This window comes from Desulfovibrio sp. SGI.133, assembly GCF_050313955.1.
GTDB lineage: Bacteria > Desulfobacterota > Desulfovibrionia > Desulfovibrionales > Desulfovibrionaceae > Desulfovibrio.
This window is the reverse complement of sequence record NZ_JBNPMK010000007.1, coordinates 107,227-128,923: the sequence shown is the minus strand read 5'-3', so window position 1 is coordinate 128,923 and position 21,697 is coordinate 107,227. Positions and strand designations below refer to the sequence as shown.

General features: G+C 65.7%; 17 protein-coding genes. 4 read left to right on the top strand and 13 right to left on the bottom strand.

Annotation, left to right across the window (positions count from 1 at the left end):
- Window positions 1-192 precede the first annotated feature (192 nt).
- From hydF to ACQRBR_RS09705, 5 genes are all read right to left on the bottom strand, one after another.
- Window positions 193-1,437, bottom strand: coding sequence for a [FeFe] hydrogenase H-cluster maturation GTPase HydF (gene hydF, locus ACQRBR_RS09725; RefSeq protein WP_427812875.1), 1,245 nt, complete (start codon window positions 1,435-1,437; stop codon window positions 193-195).
- A gap of 555 nt (window positions 1,438-1,992) precedes the next feature.
- Window positions 1,993-3,030: a [FeFe] hydrogenase H-cluster radical SAM maturase HydE gene (gene hydE, locus ACQRBR_RS09720; protein ID WP_427812874.1), complete on the bottom strand. Its 1,038-nt coding sequence runs from the start codon at window positions 3,028-3,030 to the stop codon at window positions 1,993-1,995.
- 135 nt (window positions 3,031-3,165) lie between these two features.
- The gene (gene hydG / locus ACQRBR_RS09715) at window positions 3,166-4,584 is read right to left on the bottom strand and encodes a [FeFe] hydrogenase H-cluster radical SAM maturase HydG (RefSeq protein ID WP_303880912.1); all 1,419 of its coding nucleotides are present in this window, start codon (window positions 4,582-4,584) and stop codon (window positions 3,166-3,168) included.
- 295 nt (window positions 4,585-4,879) lie between these two features.
- Window positions 4,880-6,322 (bottom strand): 4Fe-4S dicluster domain-containing protein, encoded by a 1,443-nt coding sequence (locus tag ACQRBR_RS09710; RefSeq protein WP_303880910.1) that lies wholly within the window; start codon window positions 6,320-6,322, stop codon window positions 4,880-4,882.
- Between the two features lie 305 nt (window positions 6,323-6,627).
- Window positions 6,628-7,371 carry an SPOR domain-containing protein gene (locus ACQRBR_RS09705; protein ID WP_427812873.1) on the bottom strand — a complete coding sequence of 248 codons (744 nt, stop codon included), beginning with the start codon at window positions 7,369-7,371 and terminating at the stop codon, window positions 6,628-6,630.
- A gap of 256 nt (window positions 7,372-7,627) precedes the next feature.
- Between ACQRBR_RS09705 and ACQRBR_RS09700 the strand changes: the two genes are divergently transcribed.
- Complete coding sequence (locus tag ACQRBR_RS09700) at window positions 7,628-8,611, top strand: peptidoglycan glycosyltransferase (protein ID WP_427812872.1); 984 nt, start codon at window positions 7,628-7,630, stop codon at window positions 8,609-8,611.
- Window positions 8,612-8,864: 253 nt separating this feature from the next.
- Here ACQRBR_RS09700 and hypB read toward each other — a convergent pair whose 3' ends face one another.
- Window positions 8,865-9,518 carry a hydrogenase nickel incorporation protein HypB gene (hypB, locus tag ACQRBR_RS09695; protein ID WP_006009267.1) on the bottom strand — a complete coding sequence of 218 codons (654 nt, stop codon included), beginning with the start codon at window positions 9,516-9,518 and terminating at the stop codon, window positions 8,865-8,867.
- A 71-nt stretch (window positions 9,519-9,589) separates the two neighbouring features.
- Window positions 9,590-9,955 (bottom strand): hydrogenase maturation nickel metallochaperone HypA, encoded by a 366-nt coding sequence (locus ACQRBR_RS09690; RefSeq protein ID WP_368491342.1) that lies wholly within the window; start codon window positions 9,953-9,955, stop codon window positions 9,590-9,592.
- A gap of 246 nt (window positions 9,956-10,201) precedes the next feature.
- On the opposite strand from ACQRBR_RS09690, the gene ACQRBR_RS09685 reads away from it, so the two are divergent.
- Window positions 10,202-10,984 (top strand): AMIN domain-containing protein, encoded by a 783-nt coding sequence (locus tag ACQRBR_RS09685; RefSeq protein ID WP_427812871.1) that lies wholly within the window; start codon window positions 10,202-10,204, stop codon window positions 10,982-10,984.
- A 94-nt stretch (window positions 10,985-11,078) separates the two neighbouring features.
- On the opposite strand, the gene proC is transcribed toward ACQRBR_RS09685, so the two are convergent.
- From proC to speG, 5 genes are all read right to left on the bottom strand, one after another.
- Window positions 11,079-11,879, bottom strand: coding sequence for a pyrroline-5-carboxylate reductase (proC, locus tag ACQRBR_RS09680; RefSeq protein ID WP_427812870.1), 801 nt, complete (start codon window positions 11,877-11,879; stop codon window positions 11,079-11,081).
- 66 nt (window positions 11,880-11,945) lie between these two features.
- Entirely contained in the window at window positions 11,946-13,214 is a 1,269-nt protein-coding gene (locus ACQRBR_RS09675; protein WP_303740230.1) for a divergent polysaccharide deacetylase family protein, read from the bottom strand.
- Between the two features lie 26 nt (window positions 13,215-13,240).
- The gene (locus tag ACQRBR_RS09670; RefSeq protein ID WP_168935373.1) at window positions 13,241-14,554 is read right to left on the bottom strand and encodes a S41 family peptidase; all 1,314 of its coding nucleotides are present in this window, start codon (window positions 14,552-14,554) and stop codon (window positions 13,241-13,243) included.
- Window positions 14,555-14,920: 366 nt separating this feature from the next.
- On the bottom strand, window positions 14,921-16,348 hold the full coding sequence (locus ACQRBR_RS09665; protein ID WP_303880896.1) for a sodium:proton antiporter: 1,428 nt from the start codon (window positions 16,346-16,348) through the stop codon (window positions 14,921-14,923).
- A gap of 146 nt (window positions 16,349-16,494) precedes the next feature.
- Complete coding sequence (gene speG / locus ACQRBR_RS09660) at window positions 16,495-17,085, bottom strand: spermidine N1-acetyltransferase (protein ID WP_168935371.1); 591 nt, start codon at window positions 17,083-17,085, stop codon at window positions 16,495-16,497.
- A gap of 96 nt (window positions 17,086-17,181) precedes the next feature.
- On the opposite strand from speG, the gene ACQRBR_RS09655 reads away from it, so the two are divergent.
- On the top strand, window positions 17,182-17,772 hold the full coding sequence (locus ACQRBR_RS09655; RefSeq protein WP_006009249.1) for a TrmH family RNA methyltransferase: 591 nt from the start codon (window positions 17,182-17,184) through the stop codon (window positions 17,770-17,772).
- A 54-nt stretch (window positions 17,773-17,826) separates the two neighbouring features.
- On the opposite strand, the gene ACQRBR_RS09650 is transcribed toward ACQRBR_RS09655, so the two are convergent.
- Window positions 17,827-18,465 carry a hypothetical protein gene (locus ACQRBR_RS09650; protein WP_303880893.1) on the bottom strand — a complete coding sequence of 213 codons (639 nt, stop codon included), beginning with the start codon at window positions 18,463-18,465 and terminating at the stop codon, window positions 17,827-17,829.
- A 148-nt stretch (window positions 18,466-18,613) separates the two neighbouring features.
- Here ACQRBR_RS09650 and uvrA point away from each other — a divergent pair, with 148 nt between their 5' ends.
- The gene (gene uvrA / locus ACQRBR_RS09645; protein ID WP_427812869.1) at window positions 18,614-21,544 is read left to right on the top strand and encodes an excinuclease ABC subunit UvrA; all 2,931 of its coding nucleotides are present in this window, start codon (window positions 18,614-18,616) and stop codon (window positions 21,542-21,544) included.
- The last annotated feature ends 153 nt before the right edge of the window (window positions 21,545-21,697 follow it).

Sequence of the window (21,697 nt, the reverse complement as noted above, 5' to 3'; positions counted from 1 at the left end):
CTTGCGCCGGGCGGAAAATTCTTCCAGACGCTTTTCCCCGGGACCCGGGGCAGGACGACGGGGCATTCAGCCGCAACCGCCATTCTTGAAGACCCAGCGCATGACGAGGAACATGACGATGATGCCGATGACGGCGAACAACGGTCCAGGCATATGACCTCCCGGGCATGATGCATGCCCTGTGGTTACGGGTTATCCCGGCAGCTGCGCTTCGGCACGCCAGGCGGCCAGCGCTTCCGGGAAGGGAGAGAGCACGCGTTCCAGCACGCCTTGCGCCAGCGAGATGCACATGCCGTAATTGGTCATGGGCAGCCCGTGGGCCCGGGCTTCGTCCAGCCGAGCCAGCATCTGGCCGCGCGTGATGGCGCAGGCGCCGCAGTGCACCACGGCGGCCGCGTCTCCCGCGTATTCGGTAAATTCCTTGCCGGCCAGCATGGGGGTCTCCACGGGGCCGCCGGCCAGCCGGGCCAGCAGGCGCGGGATCTTCACGCGGCCGATGTCATCTTTTTGCGCATGGTGCGAGCAGGCTTCCTGCACCAGCACGGTCTGGCCGGGCCGCAGACGGGTCAGGGCCGCCGCCCCCCGGGCCAGAGCCACCAGATCGCCCTTGGCGCGGGCCATGAGGATGGAGAACGTGGTCAGGGGCACGGACGGCGGCGTCAGGCGCGCGGCCACATGTACCACCTGCGAATCGCAGACCACCAGATCCGGCGGCTCCCGCAAGGCGGCAACGGCCTGCGGCAGCTGCTCTTCCGTCACCACAAGGCACAGGCAGCGGCCGTCCAGGCTGTCCCGGATGGTCTGCACCTGCGGCAGGATGAGGCGGCCCTGCGGCGCTCCGGAATCCAGCGGCACCACCAGCAGCAACGTGCCGTGCTCCGGCAGCAGGTCGTGCACCAGCGGCGGCTGCTTCAGGGCCCCGGCCGGAGCCAGACGGGCCAGCGCGGCCCGGATGCCCTCCAGCCCCCAGCCTTCCCGGGCCGAGGCCCAGAGCACGGGGACCGTCGCGGCAAGGCCGTCAGGGCGCCAGGCGGCATCACAGGTGTCCGCCGCTCCGCGGCTGTTGACCACCACGGCAAAGGGGATGCCCGCAGCGGCCAGACGGGCGGCGGTGTCGGCGTCCACGGCCTCCCAGCAGGGGGCATCCAGCACCAGCAGGGCCACGTCCACCCGGCGCATGGCCCGCAGGCTGCGCTCCACCCGCTGGGCGCCCAGCGAGGCGTCCTGATCGTCCAGCCCGGCCGTATCCAGAAAGACCACCGGCCCCAGGGGCGCCATCTCCAGCGTCTTTTCCACCGGGTCCGCCGTACTGCCCGGCGTGGGGGAGACGATGGCCACGTCCTGCCCCACGAGCGCGTTGAGCAAGGAAGACTTGCCCGCATTGCGCCGCCCGAACAGACCGATATGCAGGCGCAGGGCCTTGGGACTTTCGTTCATGCCGAACTCCTTCATGCTGGCCGCCGGTCATACCGGACGACACGCCATAACTTGTATGCTGAAAATCCTGATGCGAAAGAGACGGGAGACGACAGGACAGGCCCATGCCTTCAGCCGCGCTCCCGGCCTTTCCTTCCAGATATAGGGACGCCACGGTCACCTGTCCATGCCGTCATCATCGAAAGAGCATAAAACACTGTCCCGCACTCTCTGCCGTCCCCGGCCGCCGCAAATCTCCACTTACTATTTCTTCTCCGCCGCCGTCACAGGAGCTTTTTCCCACCAAAAGCAGGAACGTCCGTTCCACAGCTGCTCTGTCACGGGCATCCCGGCATGAGGGCACGAAGAATGGAGCGGCTCGCCAAAGCCTCCCCTAGTCCCCGAAAATATCCCACGGCCATCCTGCGATGTCCCTGCCCTCACAGACAAGGACGGGGACCCGCCATACCGACCGGAGCAAAGTTTTTTCGGGGTAGGAGGGGGTACGGGGGAGGAAGGGGCAGTTTTTACAAAAACGCCCCTTCCTCTCCCGCCAAAAACTGCATCCCTCCCTGCCTAAGCTTCCGGCAGCGCATGCTCCAGCCCGGCGCCCGCAATGGCGCGCCGCACGGCGTCCATGTCCACCACAGCCTTGTGGTCGTAGATGCGGTAGGCGGCCCGGCGCGCCGCCGGGGTGAAGGAAGGCATGAGCACGTTGCCGCCCGCGGCAAGGCCCTGCCGTTGCCCATCTTCGGGGCGCAGGCTGGCCAGCGCCGTGGTGGCGGGCAAGTTGGCCCAGGGCAGGGCCAGACGCAGCACGGCCATGACCCGCAGGCACAGCTCCGTGGAGCCGCGCGGCTGCCGCCCCAGGGGGGTGTCGGCCTGGGGCACGAAGGGCCCGGCCCCGCACATGGCCACGCGCATGTCCCGCACCAACAGGACGTCGTCCACCAGACTTTCGGGGCGCTGGCCGGGCACACCGACCATGAAGCCGGAGCCCACCTCATAGCCCAGCTCCGCCAGCCAGGAAAGGGCCCGCAGCCGGTCGGCCAGACGATAGCCGGGATGCAGGGCGGCATAGAGACGGGCATCGGCAGTCTCGTGCTTGAGCAGGAAGCGGTCGGCCCCGGCCTCCCGCCACAGGGCGTACCATTCGCGCGGCTGCTCGCCCACGCTCAGGGTCACGGGCAGGCCGAAGCGCTCCTTGAGGCCACGCACCACCTGCGCCAGCCAGAGGGGATTGCGGGCCGTCTCGCCCGATTGCAGCACCAGCGTATCCACCCCGGCGGCCACGGCCTGCGACGCGGCCCGCAGCAGTTCCGCCGCCGACAGGCTGTAGCGGGACAGACGCCTGTTCTCGTGGCGCAGGCCGCAATAGCGGCAGTTGCGGCGGCAGACATTGGAAAATTCCAGCAGGCCGCGCACATGCACATGCCGCCCCTTGTGCCGCAGGCGGCACTGGTGCGCCAGGGCCTGCAGTTCCGGCCAGGGCAGGTCGAAAAGCAGCTCGCGCACTTCGGCCCGGGAAAGGGCGGGGATGGACGTGGGGGCCGCGGAAGAACAGGCGGCCTCGGGGCCGGCCGTCGCGGGGGAAAATGGTGCGGATTCCGGCATGCGGGATCTCCTGAAAGGCTGGCGGGACAGGAAGGGCGCTGCCCGGCGGGAGGGAGGAAAAAGGCGGCAAACGCCACGGGGAAAGCACGGGGCCGCTCCCGGCGGACAGGAGCAGCCCCGGAAAAGGCTGCGGATCTAGAAGCGGAAGTCCCGCTGCCCGGCCTCGATGGCGTCCAGGCACCGGATGGTGCGGGCGCGCACCTTGTCGCTGGGGATCTTGTCCAGTTCCTTCGCGATCATGTCCAGGCCCACGGCCCGGGTGGCGGGCGAGGCGTAGTCCTGCAAATATTCCTTGAGGGTCAGCAGGGCATTGGGATGACAGCAGTTGAGGATCTGGCGGCTCTTGCACAGGCTCATAAAGCGGTCGCCGGTGCGGCCTTCGCGGTAACAGGCCGTGCAGAAGCTGGGGATGTGGCCCTGATCCATGAGCCAGCGGACCACCTCGTCCAGGGTGCGGCGGTCGCTGACATCGAACTGGGCGGAGTTCTCGTCCTCGGGTTCGGGCTCGCAATAGCCGCCCACGCTGGTGCGGGAGGCACCGCTGATCTGCGAGACGCCCAGGGGCAGCACCTTTTCGCGCACGGCCTGGCTCTCGCGGGTGGAGATGATCATGCCGGTATAGGGCACGGCCACACGGATGCAGGCACAGATGCGGGCAAAGGTCTCGTCGTCGATGCCGTTGTCGAAAACGTCGGGGTCGATGTCGTCGGCCTTCTTGATGCGCGGCACGCTGATGGTGTGCGGGCCCACGCCGTGCACGGCCTCCAGATGCTCGGCATGCATGAGCAGGGCCGCGAATTCGTAACGGTAGCCCTCCAGACCAAAGAGCACGCCCAGGCCCACGTCGTCGATGCCGCCCTGCATGGCGCGGTCCATGGCTTCGGTATGCCAGGCATAATCATGCTTGGGACCCGCGGGGTGGAGCTTTTCGTAACTCTGCTTGTGGTAGGTCTCCTGGAACAGGATGTAGGTGCCGATGCCCGCATCCTTGAGCATCCGGTATTCCTCCACGGTGGTGGCCGCGATGTTCACGTTGACGCGGCGGATGGCCCCGTTCTTGTGGCGGATGCCATAGATGGTGCGGATGCAGTCGAGGATGTAGCCGATGGGGTTCATGGTGGGGTGCTCGCCCGCTTCCAGGGCCAGACGCTTGTGGCCCATGTCCTGCAGGGCGATGACCTCGCGGGCCACTTCCTCCTGGGTCAGCTTTTTGCGGATGATGTGCTTGTTGCGGGCGTGGTAGGGACAGTAGACGCAGCTGTTGACGCAGTAGTTGGACAGGTACAGCGGCGCGAACATGACGATGCGGTTGCCGTAGAACTCGTGCTTGATGCGGTTGGCCAGCCGGTACAGGGCCTCTACCCTGTCCGGCAGCTCACAGGCCAGCAGGACGGAGGCTTCCCGGTGGCTCAGACCTTTGCAAAGCGCGGCTTTGGCAAGGATGCCGTCGATGAGCTCGGCATCGCGGGCATGTTCCGCAGCCCAGGCAAGGGTCTCCTGCACCTCTTCGTGATCTATGAATTCTTCGGCATGCAGGGAATGGGGATCGTACATGGCAAACCTCTCTGGCGCAGGGGGATGCGGCCAGCAGGAGAAGGGCTGAATGCCTGGAGGGACGCGTCTGCACCGTGATGAACGGGATAACGGCGGTCAGGAGGGGGCGCCATACGATGCAGGGGATGCCGGACGGGCCGGCATCCCCTGAAAGGTCTTTCCCGACTGCCAGGAAGAGGAAAAACCCGAGGCTTGCAATCGTGTTATGTTTTATTCAAACGTAACACATTTACTAGCCACGGCCCACGGGGATGTCAAGCGGCGGGCAGCATGGAAGACCGCCTGCCGCCCTCCCCTACACCTTGCCCTTGGTGGCAAAGTTCTCCACAGCCTTGGCGCCCTTGGCGGCGGGCATCACCACACCGGCGCCGCCCACGCAGCCGCCCACGCAGGTCATGACTTCCACCAGGTTGCCGGGGCAGCCGCCCTTGACGAAGGACTGCAGCTTCTTGAGGCCCTGGGGCGAAAGGCCGTTGATGGCCACGGGACGCACCTCCACACGATCGCCCACCAGCTTTTCCACAGCGGCGGACACGCCGCCCGCGATGGCATAGCCGCGCGCCTCGTTGCTGGGGCGCTCCAGCTCGTGCTCTTCGCACTCTTCCACCACGATGCCGCGGGCATTGAACAGGGCACCCACTTCTTCGAAGGTGAGCACGTAGTCCACCATCTCGTCGTGCAGGCCTTCCTGGCGCTTGGCCACGCAGGGGCCGATGAAGACCGTCACGGTGTCGGGATGACGCTCGCGGGCGATTTCGGCCGTATAGTGCATGGGCGTGGCCGTCTCGGACACATGGGGCAGGAGCTCGGGCGCGTGACGGCGCACGGCTTCCACATAGGCCGGGCAGCAGGAGGTGGTCATGAAGGTATCGCCGCGTTCCATGCGTTCCACGAATTCCGCAGCTTCGCGCTGCGATGTCACGTCGGCGCCCAGGGCCACTTCCATGACGTCGCTAAAGCCCAGACGGCGCAGGGCCGTGACGATGCGGGCCGGGCCGCCGGAGAACTGGCCCACGATGGCCGGGGCCATAAGGGCCGTCACATGGCGGCCGCTGGCCAGGGCACGGAGCACGGGCAGCACTTCGCTGCGCTCCATGACAGCACCGAAGGGGCAGGCGCGCATGCAGCGGCCGCAGCTGGTGCACTTTTCAAAGTCGATCTCGGCACGGCCCTTGTTGCCCTTGTGGATGGCGCGCACCGGGCAAGCCGTCTCGCAGGGGACATTGAGACGCACGATGGCATGGTAGGGACAGGCGTCCATGCACATGCCGCAGTTGCGGCACTTTTCGGGGTCGATGGTGGAACGGCCGCGAGAGAAGGAAATGGCCCCGAAGCGGCAGCTGCCGATACAGGAACGCGCCACGCAGCCCTGGCAGGCGTCGGTCACATAGTAGCGGGCTCGCATGCAGCCCTGACAGGCGATGTCACAGACCGTCAGGATGGGCCAGTTGGGTTCCTTGCGCTCCAGGGCCTCTTCGGCATAGGTGCGCAGGGGGATGGAGTCGTCCGTCTCGTCTTCGAGGCGGAAGCCCATGGCGGCACGCAGGCGTTCGCGCAGGATGGCGCGGTCCTTGTAGATGCAGCAGCGGCTCATGATCTCGCTGCCGCGCGGGCGCATCAGCAGGGGGATGCGGTCCACGTCTTCCGGCAGGGTCCCGGCCCAGAACGAAAGGGCCAGACGTTCGATGACGCCGAGGCGCAGCGAACTCAACATGTTGTCAGTCTTGGTAGCGGGCATGGTCTCTCCTTGCGGTGGAACGTCCGATACGGAGTTCGTCCGAAGACAGGCAAATGGCGATAGCCGGGACATCCGGCACCAGGGACAGGCGCCCCGAACGGGCGCGACAGGACAGGAGCGGCTCCCCGGGCGCACGGGGCCGGGAGGCTGCCGCTGCGCACGGGAAGAAGGATGCACGGCGGGAAGCCGTGCGGGATGACTGTTTAATTAAACAAACAAGATTTGCAATAATAGCGAATATTTTCACATATTGCAAGAAGGAGCCCAACGCCCCTGCGGGCCGGAAAAAATGCCCGCATACGCCGCTAGCGACGACCGGGGACGGGCTTGCGGCTGCGCATGAGCGGTTTACCCAGATGCATGTCCTGGGCGATGGCTTCCACCTCGCGGGCACGGTCGTCCGTACCGCGCATGACCACCATCACCAGATAGAGCTTGCCGCTGCGCTCCATGCGGGTGCGCAGGCCGCGCCCTTCCAGACGCTGGCGCAGGTCGTCCACGATGCCGGGATCGCGGAACGCCCCCAGCTGAAAGACGAAATCATATACGTCCGTAGGCGTTGGCGGCGGTGCCTTCTCTCCGGCAGGCACGGCAGGCTGCATGCCCGGAGGCATGGGCGGATAGGCGGGGGCCCCTGCCGCTGCCGGTTTGGGCGCCTGGGCAGCCGGCAACGGCGGCGAAACAGGCTCCAGACGTGCGCCGGGCTCGGCACGCAGGGCACGGGAAAAACGCAGTTCCGAGGCCGCCAGCACCGAGGCTTCGGTCAGGGCGTCCTCTGAGCTTTCGGCATCAGCGGCCGCCTGGGCTTCGCCCGCAGCGGTGGTCTCTTCCTTTTCCCCATCCGTGGCGGCCGCCGCGGCCAGGGCCGCACGGGATTCCTCAAGACTGTTGGCCCACTGGGCACGGCCTGTCATCACACCGCCAAGATACGCCAGCACGAGGGCCGCCAGAAAAAGCACGCTGGCCGTCACCAGGACCGGCAGGGTCAGTTTCAGCCCTGCGGCGGGCGTCTGCTGGGAAGTATCCTGCGCACGGCGGGACGAAGACATGGCGGCTCCTTGGAAAACGGCGTGTTGGGAAAAAGGCGGACAGTCCCGCCCGACTGATTCCTATACCAGCCGGGACGGGCAGCGTAAAGGCCCCCTCCTCCCCGCTCCTCCGCCCTTCCGCCTGCAATGCCTTGCGGCCCCGGCGGGCCTTTGCTACACCTACAGCATGCCGCACGCTGCTGTGCGGTCCGATCCTGCCAACTACGGCCGACGTGCCGTCCCAGCCCTTCGGGACTGCAACCTGACGAGGTCCGACATGTTCCATCCCTGCCGTCTGCTTGTTTTTCTGACCCTTGTGTTTGCTTCCCTGCTGGCGTCCTCCCCGGCCTTCGCGGCCAAGGACAGCCCGGAAGACGAAAAAAGCCTGACCATCCGCAACGAAAGCGCCGAAGAGCTGCTGAGCATCCGCTTCACTGTGGGCAACCAGGCCAATTATGCCCGTCTCGACCTCCTGCCCGGCGGCGAAGACCAGCTGCTCAATCCCGGCGGCACCGCCGACCTGCGCATGGATATGGGCCTGTATCTGTGGGACTTCAACAAGGTCCGCCTGTCCGGTGTCCAGAGCCTGACCCTGTGCGGCGAACACCATCCCTGCCTGCTGGTCCGCGGCCTTGACGGCAAGATCAGCCACATCAACGGCACGGAAAAATCCCTGCTGCCCGCGGAAGATGCCCGGCCCGTCTGCGCCCTGAGCAAGTTCCGGCCCGGCATGCTGATGAAGGACGCCTGCGCCCTGCTGGAAAAGGACCCCTTGCGCGATGACGGCGGCGCCGTGCTGACCAGCCTGGGTTTTGCCGACATGGTCTGGGCCGCCCGCCTGACGCCCTACACGCCCGGCGATGACAATGTGGAAGCCTTCCCGGTCAAGGCCGGCGGCGAGGTGCTGGAGCATGTGGAACTGCGCCAGAAGCTCAGCGACCAGCGCCTGGACGCCCTGCTGGCCAGCCTTTACAACATGGGCTATCGCCCCTGGCAGGCCGAGCTGCCGGGCCTGGACATGAATTTCACCGAGATGCCCGTGGCTGACCAGAAGCGCCAGATGGAGATTCTGCATATGGCCCTGGGCATGCTCATGAACGCCCCGCGCGGTGACGCCTGCATCATGATGGCCCCCGGCGACATGCTGCCCGACCTCATCAGCGATACCCCCCGCAAGGACGTGCAGCTCTTCACCATCACCGTGCGCCGTCCCACCGCCACCCTTATCGTGGACATGACCGCGTACAGCGCCTCGTTCTAGCAAATACGGCGATCGATCTGCCGAAAGGGCCTCCGCTCCCATCCGGGAAGGGGCCCTTTTTTGCGCCATCATGCAGGACGGACAGGCCTCCAAACCAGACGACATGCCGCGAGGGTAGCCTCTCATCATGCTGCCACGGCGAACAGCGGCCGGACGAACGGCCCGTACGCCCCACTCCTCCCTGCGGCCCGCCGGAAAAACAAAAAGCCCCCTTTTGCAGGGGGCTTTTGCATTCCAAAGATACGGGGCAGGCTTACAGCTTGCTGGCGCGCATGTCACGCAGCCACTGGTACCAGCCTTCCAGGCCGGAACCGTCACGGCAGGAGACCTCGAACACGGCCAGTTCCTTGTTGAGACGGGTGGCGAAATCCCGCGCCCGTTCGCGGTCGAAGTCCACATAAGGCAGCAGGTCCACCTTGTTCAGCACCATGGCCTTGGCCAGGTTGAACAGCAGGGGATACTTTTCGGGCTTGTCGTCGCCTTCGGTCACGCTCAGCAGGGCCACCTTGGCGTCTTCGCCGCAGTCGAATTCCACAGGGCAGACCAGGTTGCCCACGTTCTCGATGAACAGGATGTCCACTCCGTCCAGGTCCAGGCTCTCCATGGCCGTCATGATCATGTTGCTGTCCAGGTGGCAGCCGCCGTCGGTGTTGATCTGTACGGCCTGGGCGCCCGTGGCCGCCACGCGGCGGGCATCGTTGTCGGTCTGCAGATCGCCTTCGATGACGGCCATGCGGAACTCGCCGGCCAGGTCATGCAGGGTGCGTTCCAGCAGGGTCGTCTTACCGGCGCCCGGCGACGAGATCAGGTTCAGGGCCAGGATCTTGCGCTCACGCAGCTTCTCGCGCACGCTGGCCGCGATCTTCTCATTGGCTTCCAGAACGTTGCGCACCACAGGAATTTGCATCGTTTCCTCCCGGAACTCCGGCCCTTTTCCTCAGGGCCCGCCTGGCGGCAGCATGGCCGCAGGCCGTCGGTTTATGAATCCTGGCCCCCGCTGACGGAGGCTTCCAGATGACTGATCTGCAGCTCCTTGCCCTGCTCTACCGTGTGGCCTGTCAGGGCGCCGCACGCCGGACACGGCTGCCAGAGGGCTTCCTGCCCCTCGCCGCCGAAAGTCTGCCCGCAGGTGGAGCAGCGCAACAACAAGGGGATGGTCACCAGTTCGAGCCGGGCGGCCGCATGCGGTCCGCCCTGCACCAGGGCCTCGAAGCAGAATTGCAGCGAGTCCGGCACCACGCCGGCCAGCGCGCCGCATTCCACACGGATGAGGTCGAGCCGGTCACAGCCCTGTTTGGCGATCTCTTCCAGAGCTATGTCCAGGATGCTTTGTGCGATGGACATTTCGTGCATAGTGCGCCGATGCTAGCGCAAAGCCCCCGGCGCGTAAAGGGATTTGGCAAATCTTGCCATTCGGCATAAATCATGTAGAGTTTAGCCGTGCCTGCATATGGGGCCTCATGGCATGCCCCGGCCCGGAAGGCCTTTTGCCCCGCTGCCGTGACACGCGCATCATGAACCGCCACGCGCGATCTTCCGCCGGACACTTCCCGGCGGACATCCGGCCCAAAGGCACAGGAGCCTACTGGCATGAACAAGATCTTTCTCTGGATAGTCCTCGCGGTCATCATCCTTGGCCTGCTGCTCATCCTGCTCAACACGCGCATGGGGCAGTCCGGCGACGCTCCGGTCCCGGCCGACAACAGCGTCTCCGCCCCTGTGACGCCCGCGCCGCCCGTTGCCCAGCCCCCCCTGCCCGTGACGCCCGGCACGCCCGCCGATGGTGAAAAGCTGGCCGCTGCCGGGGTCAAACCTTCTCCCGCTGCCGTGGAACGCGGTTTTGCTTTCGATACGGGAGAGGAAACGCCCGCCACGGCGGAAAGCCCTGCCCCTGCAGGGCCGGGCACGACCCCGCTCACCGCTGCCGCCCATGACGAAAAGGCCCAGCCGGCCCCGGCGGCCGCTCCTGCGGCTCCCGCTGCCCCGGTGGAAGTGAAAAAGGCGGAAAAGCCCGCTCCCAAGCCCCAGCCCGCGCCCCGCAAGGCGGCCCCTGCCCCCAAGAACCAGACCATCACCAACTTCGTGGTCTTCGTGCGTGACGGCGGCGCCACCATCCGTCTGGACGCCTCGTCCCCCATCCGCTTCAAGCATCTGGAGCTGACCAGCCCCGCCCGCGTGGTGGTGGATCTGCACGGCACCTGGAAGCTCAGCGAACCCGGTGTGCCCAAGGGCGAGATGGTCAAGGACGTGCGCCTGGGCAAGAAGGGCAGCGATACCCGCATCGTCATCGACCTGCACGCCAAAGCCAAGACGCGCTACATCCTGACCAAGGGCAAGAAGCGCCTGGACATCCGTCTGGACAAGACCAAGTAACTTTTCGCAGCATAACGATAAAAAAGCGGCAGGACCTCCCGGAGATCCTGCCGTTTTCCATAGCTGGAAAAGGGAGGCTTTCGCCTCCCTTTTTTTATTCCTTTTCCATTTCCCTGCCGCGTTCGTCAGCGGCCAGCACCGCGTCCACCAGCAGGCCGGAAAGTCCCGCCCTGTCGAGGACATTGACCCCGGCGATGGTCAGGCCGCCGGGCGAGCATACCTGGTCGCGCAGTTCCATGAGCGGCGTGTCGCTGCGGGCCGCCATAACGGCCGAGCCTTCGAACAGGGCCGCCACCATGTCGCGGCATTCCTTGCGGCCCAGGCCCAAGGTGACGCCGGCCTGCACCAGCCCCTGCATCATGCCGAACACATAGGCGGGCCCGGCGCCGATGAGGGCCGAAAAGGCCGTGAAACGGGACTCCGGCAGCTCCAGACAAACGCCCAGCTGGCTGAAGAAGCGCAGGATGTCTTCCTTGCTCTGCGCCGGGACCTTGTCATCGAAGCACAGGGCGAACACGCCCTTGCCCACCAGCGCGGGCGTATTGGGCATGCAGCGCACCACGGGGCAGCGTCCGCCCACGGCCGCCTGCAAACGGGCGATGCTGATGCCCGCCGCCACGGAGATCACCACCGTGTCGGGCCCGAACTCGGGCGCCATCTCGGTCAACAGGGCCTCGATCTGGTAGGGTTTGACGGCCATGACCACATAGCGGGCCTTGCGGGCCAGCTCGCGGGCCGAATCCAGACGGGTGACGCCCGCCGCTTCCAAAGGCGCCATGCGTGCTGCCGTGCGCGTATGGCCATACAGGGTGCAGTCCAGGGAAGAGGCGGCAAGACCGGCCAGGATGGCCCCGCCCATGTTGCCGCAACCCACACAACCGATGCTCATGCTCATGTTCGTTCTCCATCACCGCCACAGGCGGCTGTCAGCCGGGAAGCGCTCCAGACGCTCCCGGAAAGATCACTCCGGCTTGCCGAACTGTCCGGCCCGCAGCTGGGCCAGATGCCAGACGTAACGCCGCAGGGGCACCACGGCCACGCCCTCGCGATTCTCCCAGCGCTCCAGGGCCCGCAGGGTCGAGGCGTGCGGATGCCCGATGGCGATGGCGATGCCCTGCTTGCGGGCCAGACGGGCGGCCTTGTCCAGCGCGGCCAGCACCTTGTCCGTGCCCTGGGGATCGTCCAGAAAAACATGGCGGCTGGCCGTGACGATGCCCTGGCGGACCATGCTGGTCTCCAGCTGGCTGTTGCCGCGGGTGACGCTGTCCAGCACGAACAGGCCGCGCCCGTAGGCCAGACCGGCCAGCATGCGGCAGGCATCGCGCCGTCCGGTGAACCCGGAACCCATATGGTTGTTGAAGCCCAGGGCCGTGGGCACCTGCGCCAGCGCCTTGTCCAGAGCGTGTTCCATGGCATAGGCGTCCATGTCCGTCTCCAGCGCTCCGGGGCCCGGATTGGGCGCGGTGCCGTTCTTGCGGGGCATGGCCTCCATGGGCATGTGCAACAGGACGTCCAGCCCCATGTCCCGGGCCACCTGCTGCACCGGACGGCGGGCAGCGGCATGGGGCCACAGGGCCAAGGCCACGGGGAACGGCAGGCTGGCCAGCTGCTCTGCGGGCTCCAGCTTTTGGCCCATGTCGTCGATCACCAGCACCAGAGCAGGTTCGGGCATGGGCCGGGAAAGCGTGGCCAGCATGGTCTCCCAACCGGGGAAATGCAGGACGAGGCAGGTGCGGCCGTCCACATCGGCTTCCAGCACCCCGTCGTCCGTCCAGCGCAGTTGCGGCATGGGGGCGTCATCGGCCAGCAGGCGTTCACCGTCAGGACCGGTACGCAGGGCCTCCTGGCACAGACGTTCCTGCAGGGCCAGGGCCAGACGCAGGGGAGCACCGTCCCCTTCCACACGGTAATGCCGGGCCTCCTGTTCCGAAAAGCCGGGCATGGTCAGCAGACGACAGCCGGGCATGACCCGGGACAGGGTCTGGCGCATCAGATCGTCCAGACGGTCCCGGTGCCGCAACCAGTCTCCGGTGGCCAGCACGGGCTGCCCGTCCTCGGCCACCAGCACGGCGCCTCCCTCCCGGGAGGCCAGCCACAGGGACAGGCCCAGACACAGGCAGAACCACAGGATACCGCCCACCAGCAGGCGGGTCGACGCACACGGCCCCCCGGAGAGGCCGTCGTGATCGTCGCCGCTCGGGGGGCCGGGATGTAAGAAAGGCAAGCGCACAGGATTCCTCCGCGCCGGACGCAGGCCTAGCGCCGGATCTCCTGGATGCGGGGCAGGCCCTTGACCAGCTGCAGGGCCATGCGCAGCTGGTTGTCGCGGGCCAGCTGTTCCGCGGCATCGTCGCGCTTCTTGCTGCTCGTGGCCTTCTTGCCGCCATCGGCATTTTCCAGATGGCCGCTCAGGTTCTGCTCGCGCAGCAGGATACGGGGCTCGTCGGCATCTTCTTCACGCGGACGCTCGAAGGGGATCTCCAGGTCGGGCACGATGCCCTCGGCCTGGATGGAGCTGCCGCTGGGCGTGTAGTACAAGGCCACGGTCAGCTTGAGGGCCGAGCCGTCGGACAGGGGGATGATGTTCTGCACCGAGCCCTTGCCGAAGGAGCGTTCGCCGATGATCAGGGCACGCTTCTGGTCGCGCAGGGCACCGGCCACGATCTCGGAAGCCGAGGCCGAACCGGCGTTGATGATCACCACCACGGGCACGTCGATATCCCCGGCCTGGTCCTTGGCCTCGTAGATACGCTCCGGCACGGGGCCTCGGCCCTGGATGGAAACGATGGTGCCCTTGCTCAGGAACATGTCGGAAACGCTCACGGCCTGGTCCAGCAGACCGCCGGGATTGTTGCGCAGGTCGAGCACGATGCCTTTGAGGCCACCGGTCTTGGCGCATTCGCGGGTGGCCTTCTTGAGGGCGTCGCGCAGGTCCTCATCGGTACGGCCGGAGAAACGGGTGAGGCGGATCCAGTAGTAGCCGTCTTCCAGCGGCTTGGACTTCACGCTGACCAGCGGGATGGCCTCACGCTTGACCCGGATGGTCTTGGGCGACTTGGAGGTGCTGTGCAGGATGCCCAGCTCCACTTCCGTGCCCTTGGGGCCGCGGATGCGCGAGACCACGTCCTGCAGGCTCAGTTCCTGGGTGGGCTGTCCGTTGATGGTCAGGATGACGTCCCCGGACTGCAGGCCGGCACGATAGGCGGGCGTGTCCTCGATGGGGGTCACCACGGTCACCTGGCCGTTCTCCACCGTGATCTCGATACCGATGCCGGTAAATTCGCCGGAGGTAGTCTCCTGCATCTCCTTGTGTTCTTCAGGCGTCATGAAAGTGGAGTGAGGATCAAGGCCCTGCAGCATGCCCTTGAGGGCACCGTCCAGCAGTTCGCCCTGGTTCACGTCCTTCACATAATAGCGGTTCACCAGATCCAGCACCTGGCTGAAACGGCGCAGGGCTTCGAAATCTTCCTCGACCTTGTCTTTGTCGGCCTTGGCGGCAGCGGTGGCTCCCAGCGGGCAGCAGAGGGCCAGCACGCAAAGGAAAACGGTCAAACGGAAAAGAGCTCGCATGGATTGCCTCCCGAAAAGATCATACGGACGCAGGGGCTCCCGCCGGAACCGGCGGGGCAGGCACGCAGCCTTGCCGGGCCGCCTGCGGAGCGGCCATAGTTACCTTTTTCAGGTCAAAAAGCAATGACGGCCGGGGCCGCGGGCGGGCTGCCCGGCAAGGGGCAAGTTGTCGCCGGGATCGCCCTGCCGTACCGGACACGAATCGGCGGCCTGGGAGGGGCAGCAGCCCGACAGATACGCCATAAGCCAGGGCGGCCCGCAGATACATGCCGAAAAAAGTACCACTCCCGGCCCCGCAGGCCGGAGCCCACAAAAAAAGGGGCCGCCCGTTGCCGGGCAGCCCCTGGGATCGCAAAGGCGCAGGGCCTAGACGAAGAACAGCCAGGTCAGGACCAGGAACAGCGGGATCAGGATACCCACGGACCAGGCCATGTAACCGAAGAAGCTGGGCATGGGCACGCCCTGTTCTTCGGCGATGGAACGCACCATGAAGTTGGGGGCGTTGCCGATGTAGCTGTTGGCGCCCATGAACACGGCACCGGCGGAGATGGCGGCCAGGGTGGGCGCCATGTCGGTCATCAGGTGCACGGGGTCGCCGCCGGCGGTGTTGAAGAACACCAGGTAAGTGGGCGCGTTGTCCAGGAAGCTGGACAGGGCGCCGGTCAGCCAGAAGAACATGTAGTTCACGGGCTCGCCGTCATGGAAGACCATGTTGATGACACCGGCCAGGGCGCCGTCGGTACCGGCACGCAGGATGGCCAGGGCGGGGATCATGCTCAGGAAGATGCCCAGGAAGAGCTTGGCCACTTCTTCGATGGGGGCCCAGGAGAAGCCGTTGAGTTCACGGCACTGACGGGTGGTGAACTTCCAGGACAGGCCGGCCAGGCAGAGCAGCAGGATGTCGCGCAGCAGGTTCTGGCCATCGATGCCCACGCCGTGGATGTTGATGGCTTCGCCGAGGTCGATCATGCCGGAGACCAGCACGCAGAGCACGATGCCCAGCAGGAAAAGCAGGTTGATGGAGCCGTCGAGGCCCAGCTTTTCTTCCACCTTGTTGGGATCATGCGGGGGCTGGGGACGACCTTCACGGCCGTACAGGACGGTATCAAGCACGAAGTAGATGCCCAGCAGGGCCAGAGACATGAAGCAGGTCTTCACGAACAGGTTGGTGGTGGTCCAGAAGAAGCTCACGCCCTTCAGGTAGCCCAGGAACAGCGGCGGGTCGCCCAGGGGAGTCAGGGAGCCGCCGATGTTGGCCACCAGGAAGATGAAGAAGACCACGGAATGCACACGGTACTTGCGGTGGGCATTGGCGCGCAGCAGGGGGCGGATCAGCAGCATGGCGGCACCGGTGGTGCCCATCCAGCTGGCCAGGATGGTGCCCACGGCCAGGATGCCGGTGTTGACCACGGGGGTGCCCACCAGCGAGCCCTTCAGGCGCACGCCGCCGGCCACGGTGAACAGGGCGAACAGCAGCACGATGAAGGGGATGTACTCCAGCAGGATGGCATGGAGGAATTCATAGAAGGCCACGTTGAAGCCGTAGACCATCAGACAGGGAATCAGGAAGGCAAGGCCCCAGAAGACGGAGATCTTGCCGAAGTGATGATGCCAGATATGCGGCAGGGCCAGCGGCATGATGGCGATGGACAGCAGCATGCATACGAAAGGAATGACCCAGACCGCGGACAGTTCCGCACCGGGGATGCTCGGATGCCCTTCGGAGGCCATGGCCAGCACGGGAAGCGCCAGCACGGTCAGCAGGGCAAGAGGCAGGGACCAGCGTTTCAACATGGGATTCTCCTCAAGTCAGTATAAAATATCACAAAAGAAAACATTGTGATACATTATGAAAACTTCTCAATCTTACGCCATTTCCACGTTTTTTGCAATGAAAATGCGCCCTCTTGGCGCAGGATGCACATTTCACAAAATCTGCGTTACCTGACGGGGTCCGGGCCGTCCCCGGGCAAGGCCGCGGCCGGGCCGCTGTCGCTGCCGTAAAGGCTGCGGTATTCGTGCTGGAAGATGCACATGCGCGTGGCGTCGTGGTAAGCGCCGTTGGCGAAGAACTCGTGGATGAGCACGCCCTCGGCCTGGAAGCCCAGCTTGGAATAGACGTGGATGGCGCGCACGTTCTCGTTGTCCACCACGAGGTAGAGCTTGTAGAGGTTGAGCGCGTCAAAGGCGTAGGCCATGGCCAGCTTGGCCGCCGCCGTGGCAAAACCGTGGTTCTGCCAGGCCGGGTCGATGATGATCTGGAACTCGGCCCGGCGGTGGATGTAGTCGATCTCCACCAGCTCCACCAGGCCCACATTCTGGCCCTGATGGTCCACGATGAAGCGGCGCTCGCTCTGGTCATGGATGTGCTTGTTGTACAGGTCCTGCAATTCCACGAAGGCCTCGTAGGGCTCTTCGAACCAGTAGCGCATGACATTGGCGTTGTTGTCCAGGCCGTGCACGAACTTGAGGTCTTCCCGTTCCAGCGGCCGGATGCGAATGGCGGCCGATGCTTCCCTGCCAGTTTCCATGCTGAGACTCCCTGCCGCGTGCCGCAAGGCCAAGGCTTGCGGGAACGGCGTTTTTCTGCCAGATTTCCGGCGAATTCCACCAACAACGAGGATGCTATGCCCAAGGACCCCACTCCCCGGCGCAAGGCGCGTCTGGGCTCGGTGCTTGCCCACCGTCAGCCCGACCTGACCCTTGTGCTTGCCAATATCCATGACCCGCACAATGTCTCGGCCATTTACCGTTCCTGTGACGCCTTCGGCGTGGACAAGGTGCACCTGTACTATACCGATACGCCCTTCCCCGTGCTGGGCCGCAAGACCTCGGCCTCGGCCCGCAAATGGGTGGAGAGCGTGCGCCACCGCGACCGTCAGGAGCTGGAGACCAGCCTGCGTGCCCAGAACATGCAGATCCTGGCCACCACCTTCACGCCCACGGCCAAGCCGCTGCGCACCTGGGACTTCACCCGTCCCACGGCCATCATCATGGGCAACGAACACAGCGGCGTCAACGAGGAACTCATCAGCATGGCCGACGGTGAGCTCTACATCCCCATGTACGGCATGATCCAGAGCTTCAACGTCTCGGTGGCCTCGGCCATCATCCTGTCCGAAGCCTGCCGCCAGCGCGAGGCCGCCGGCTTTTACGACAGCCCCCGCCTGGAGCCCGACGAGCTGGAACGCCGCCTGGCCCTGTGGCTGGAAAAATAGACTGTCCCGCAAGATGCGAAAAGGGGGCGCCCTGCCGGGTGCCCCCTTCGTCCATCATTCGATATCCAGCCCGTCGGCGGGCTCGCCGCTGCCCTCCGCATGCGGCCTGACCACCTTCTGGAAACGGTGCCCGTCCCAGCGGTAGCCGATCTCGTTGGCCAGCGGCAGGTAGAGCATGCCGGTCTTGTTCCAGAACACCGGGTGCGCGCGCAGGCCCCCCATGCCCAGGCAGATGAGCACCGAGGGGTTCACATCGTCGGGCACGGGCTGGCCCTTGGCGAAAAATTCCTGGATGTCCGGTTCCTGCGGCACGTCCACGGGAACCGTGCGTCCCGAGGCATCCACACGCCACAGCTCCACCGTGCACAGCTCGGTGCCCAGCGTGCCGATGGCCGCCACGGCCGAACCGTCGTCAGCGTCCCGGAACAGACGCAGGGCCACGCCGCTGTCGCGGAAGGGCAGCGCCCGGAACACGATCACGTCCCGGCTCTCGCCGGCCAGTTCCCAGAACTCGCTCTGACCCTCTTCCAGCAGCTGCTGTTTGTCCTCGTCTTCAAGGCCTTCGGCCGTATTTTCAAAAATGCTCGTGGGCAGGGCGCCGAACGCCTCGCGGGCGGTGAGCGCGCTCTCCTGCGCCAGGCCCGCGGACGGGACCAGCAGCATGAGCATCAACAGACAGAAAAAAACACGCATAACTCCCCCTTGCCGCGACACTGTCCCGGCTCGTCAAAAATTTTATACGGCCTTCCCCGTCCTTTGTCCATCGCTCCGGGCCCTTTTTCCCGGTGCTTATCAGGAATCCCTCTTGCCAAACAACGTCGCCACGCTTACATAACAGCCCATGAACAATCCCTGCATCCATATCGAAAAAGCCCGGCAGCACAACCTCAAGGACATCAGCCTGGACATCCCCCGCGACGAGCTGGTGGTGGTCTGCGGGCCCTCCGGTTCCGGCAAGTCCACCCTGGCCTTCGATATCGTCTATGCCGAGGGCCAGCGCCGCTATGTGGAATCCCTTTCGGCCTATGCCCGGCAGTTCCTGCCCCAGATGGACAAGCCGGACGTGGAGAAGATCGAGGGCCTTTCCCCGGCCATCTCGCTGGAACAGCAGAGCACCTCGCGCAATCCCCGCTCCACCGTGGGCACGGTGACGGAGATCCACGACTTTTTGCGCGTCTTCTTCGCCCGTCTGGGCCGCATGTACTGCCCCTCCTGCGGCCGCCCCATCGAGGCCCGCTCCGCCGACGAGATCATCACCGACATCATGGCCCTGCCCCAGGGCAGCAAGTTCATGGTCATGGCGCCGCTGGTGGAGCTGCAAAAGGGCACCCATCAGGACAAGTTCAAGAAGCTGCGCGCCGAAGGCTTCGCCCGCGTACGCGTGGACGGCGAATTCCACACGCTGGACGACGTGCCCGCCCTGGACAAGAACAAGAAGCACAGCATCGACCTGGTGGTGGACCGCCTGGTCAACAAGGACGGCATCCGCGGCCGCCTGGCCGACTCCGTGGAGCTGGCCCTGCGCTACGGCGAAGGCCGCCTGACCGTGCACCTGCCCGACAGGCCCGAAGGCGAACGGGACATCATCCATTCCACCACCTCGGTCTGTCCGCACTGCCATATCTCCCTGCCCGCACCCAGCCCGCAGCTCTTTTCCTTCAACAGCCCGCAGGGGGCCTGCCCCCGCTGCGTGGGCCTGGGCACCGTGGACTATTTCGAGCCCCGCCTCATCGCGCCCAACCGGGGCCTTTCCCTCAATACCGGGGCCCTGCTGCCCTGGGCCGAGAGCAAGCATTTCCAGCGTTACGAACCCGCCCTGCGCGCCCTGGGCGAGCGCCACGGCTTCACGCTCTCCACGCCGCTGGAGGACTTTTCCGACGCGGCCCTGGCCTGCCTGTTCTACGGCGAGGACGACAAGGGCCGCCCCGCCGCGCACAGCAGCGGCCTGCGCCGCAACTGGATGGGCGGCAACGTGGCCATGGATGCCACGGGCGACTACCAGAGCGAACTTTTTGCCGGACGCGCCGCCGAGGTGAAGGTCAGCGAGGAGCGCTGGCCCGGCGTCATCCCGCTGCTGGAAAAAGGCATGCAGTACGGCGAGGCCTGGCGCGAGATCCTGGCCCGCTTCCGCCAGTCCACGGACTGCCCGGACTGCCACGGCGCCCGTCTCAAGCCCGAGGCCCTGGCCGTGCGCGTGGACGACCTGAATATCGCCCAGTTCTGTTCCCTTTCCGTGGAACGGGCCCTGCAATGGCTGGAAGGACGGCACTTCGACGGCCGCCACGCCTTGGTGGCCGAGCCCCTGCTCAAGGAGCTGACCCACCGCCTTTCCTTCATGCGCAACGTGGGCCTGGAATATCTTTCCCTGGGCCGGGCCATGGCCACCCTTTCCGGCGGCGAGGCCCAGCGCATCCGTCTGGCCTCCCAGCTGGGCTCCGGCCTGGTGGGCGTGACTTATGTGCTGGACGAGCCTTCCATCGGCCTGCACCCGCGTGACAACGAACGCCTGCTGGGCACCCTGCGTTCCCTGCAGCAGCGCGGCAATACCGTGCTGGTGGTGGAGCACGACGAGGCCACCATCTGCGCGGCCGATACGGTGATCGAGCTGGGGCCCGGTTCCGGCTCCCAGGGCGGCGAGATCATGTTCCAGGGCAGCGTGCCCCAACTGCTGCGCGCCGATACCCTCACGGCCCGCTATCTGCGCGGTGACGCCAGCATCAGCCTGCCCGACGAGCGGCGCGAGCCCCAGGGCTGGCTGACCCTGCACAACGTGACCACCAACAACCTGCGCGGCATCGACTGCCGCTTCCCGCTGGGCGTGCTGACCTGTGTCACGGGCGTGTCCGGTTCGGGCAAAAGCTCGCTGGTGGTGGACACGCTGTACAAGCATCTGGCCATCAGCCTGGGCCAGCGCGTGGACCAGCCCGGTACCATCGCCGGTCTGAGCTACAGCGAGGGGGCCCGCCCCATCGAGCGCATCGTGGCCATCGACCAGACGCCCATCGGCCGCACGCCGCGTTCCAACCCGGCCACCTACACCAAGGTCTTCGACGAGATCCGCAACATCTTCGCCATGACCCCCGACGCCCGCAAGCGCGGCTACAAGCCCGGACGCTTCAGCTTCAACGTGCGCGGCGGCCGCTGCGAGGCCTGCGGCGGCGACGGCCAGATCCGGGTGGAGATGCATTTCTTGCCCGACGTCTACGTGACCTGCGATGTCTGCAAGGGCCGCCGCTACAACCACGAGACCCTGGACGTGCGCTACAAGGGCCTGAACATCGCGGAAGTGCTGGATCTGCCCGTACAGCAGGCCCGCGCCTTCTTCGAGAACTATCCCGTGCTGGAACGTCGTCTGGCCGTGCTGGAGGAAGTGGGCCTGGAATACCTGCGCCTCGGCCAGCCCGCCACCACCCTTTCCGGCGGCGAAGCCCAGCGCATCAAGATCTCGCGCGAGCTGGGCAAGCGATCCCTGCCGGGCACGCTCTACATCCTGGACGAGCCCACCACCGGCCTGCACATGCACGAGGTAGGCAAGCTCATCAAGGTGCTGCACGCTCTGGTGGACAAGGGCGCCAGCGTAGTGGTCATCGAGCACAACACGGACATGATCCTGGCCGCTGACCATGTGCTGGATATGGGCCCCGGCGGTGGCGAGAACGGCGGGCTCGTGGTCTCGCAGGGCACGCCTGAGGCCATCGTGGCCGACCCCAATTCCGTGACAGGCCGTTTCCTGATGCAGGAACGCCGCGACCGTCTCAAGCGGCGCGGTTAGACGACTCCCGTTGATGTCGAAGGCTGCCCCCGGCGGGCAGCCTTTTTCATTTTTCTGTCCTTCCACTGCTGCGGGCCCCAGATGGGCCCGTACGCGAAAAAAAAGGACGCATAAAAGTCCTTCAAGGGGATTTTCCTCTTTTATGGCTTTGCA

Bases quoted from the DNA above. Each gene is read 5' to 3' on its own strand.
- ACQRBR_RS09650 (WP_303880893.1), bottom strand. From the start codon at position 18,465: ATGCGTGTTTTTTTCTGTCTGTTGATGCTCATGCTGCTGGTCCCGTCC.
- ACQRBR_RS09705 (WP_427812873.1), bottom strand. From the start codon at position 7,371: ATGTCTTCGTCCCGCCGTGCGCAGGATACTTCCCAGCAGACGCCCGCC.
- ACQRBR_RS09700 (WP_427812872.1), top strand. From the start codon at position 7,628: ATGTTCCATCCCTGCCGTCTGCTTGTTTTTCTGACCCTTGTGTTTGCT.
- ACQRBR_RS09685 (WP_427812871.1), top strand. From the start codon at position 10,202: ATGAACAAGATCTTTCTCTGGATAGTCCTCGCGGTCATCATCCTTGGC.
- hypB (WP_006009267.1), bottom strand. From the start codon at position 9,518: ATGCAAATTCCTGTGGTGCGCAACGTTCTGGAAGCCAATGAGAAGATC.
- hydF (WP_427812875.1), bottom strand. From the start codon at position 1,437: ATGAACGAAAGTCCCAAGGCCCTGCGCCTGCATATCGGTCTGTTCGGG.
- ACQRBR_RS09655 (WP_006009249.1), top strand. From the start codon at position 17,182: ATGCCCAAGGACCCCACTCCCCGGCGCAAGGCGCGTCTGGGCTCGGTG.
- hydG (WP_303880912.1), bottom strand. From the start codon at position 4,584: ATGTACGATCCCCATTCCCTGCATGCCGAAGAATTCATAGATCACGAA.
- proC (WP_427812870.1), bottom strand. From the start codon at position 11,879: ATGAGCATGAGCATCGGTTGTGTGGGTTGCGGCAACATGGGCGGGGCC.
- uvrA (WP_427812869.1), top strand. From the start codon at position 18,614: ATGAACAATCCCTGCATCCATATCGAAAAAGCCCGGCAGCACAACCTC.
- ACQRBR_RS09665 (WP_303880896.1), bottom strand. From the start codon at position 16,348: ATGTTGAAACGCTGGTCCCTGCCTCTTGCCCTGCTGACCGTGCTGGCG.
- ACQRBR_RS09670 (WP_168935373.1), bottom strand. From the start codon at position 14,554: ATGCGAGCTCTTTTCCGTTTGACCGTTTTCCTTTGCGTGCTGGCCCTC.
- speG (WP_168935371.1), bottom strand. From the start codon at position 17,085: ATGGAAACTGGCAGGGAAGCATCGGCCGCCATTCGCATCCGGCCGCTG.
- ACQRBR_RS09690 (WP_368491342.1), bottom strand. From the start codon at position 9,955: ATGTCCATCGCACAAAGCATCCTGGACATAGCTCTGGAAGAGATCGCC.
- hydE (WP_427812874.1), bottom strand. From the start codon at position 3,030: ATGCCGGAATCCGCACCATTTTCCCCCGCGACGGCCGGCCCCGAGGCC.
- ACQRBR_RS09710 (WP_303880910.1), bottom strand. From the start codon at position 6,322: ATGCCCGCTACCAAGACTGACAACATGTTGAGTTCGCTGCGCCTCGGC.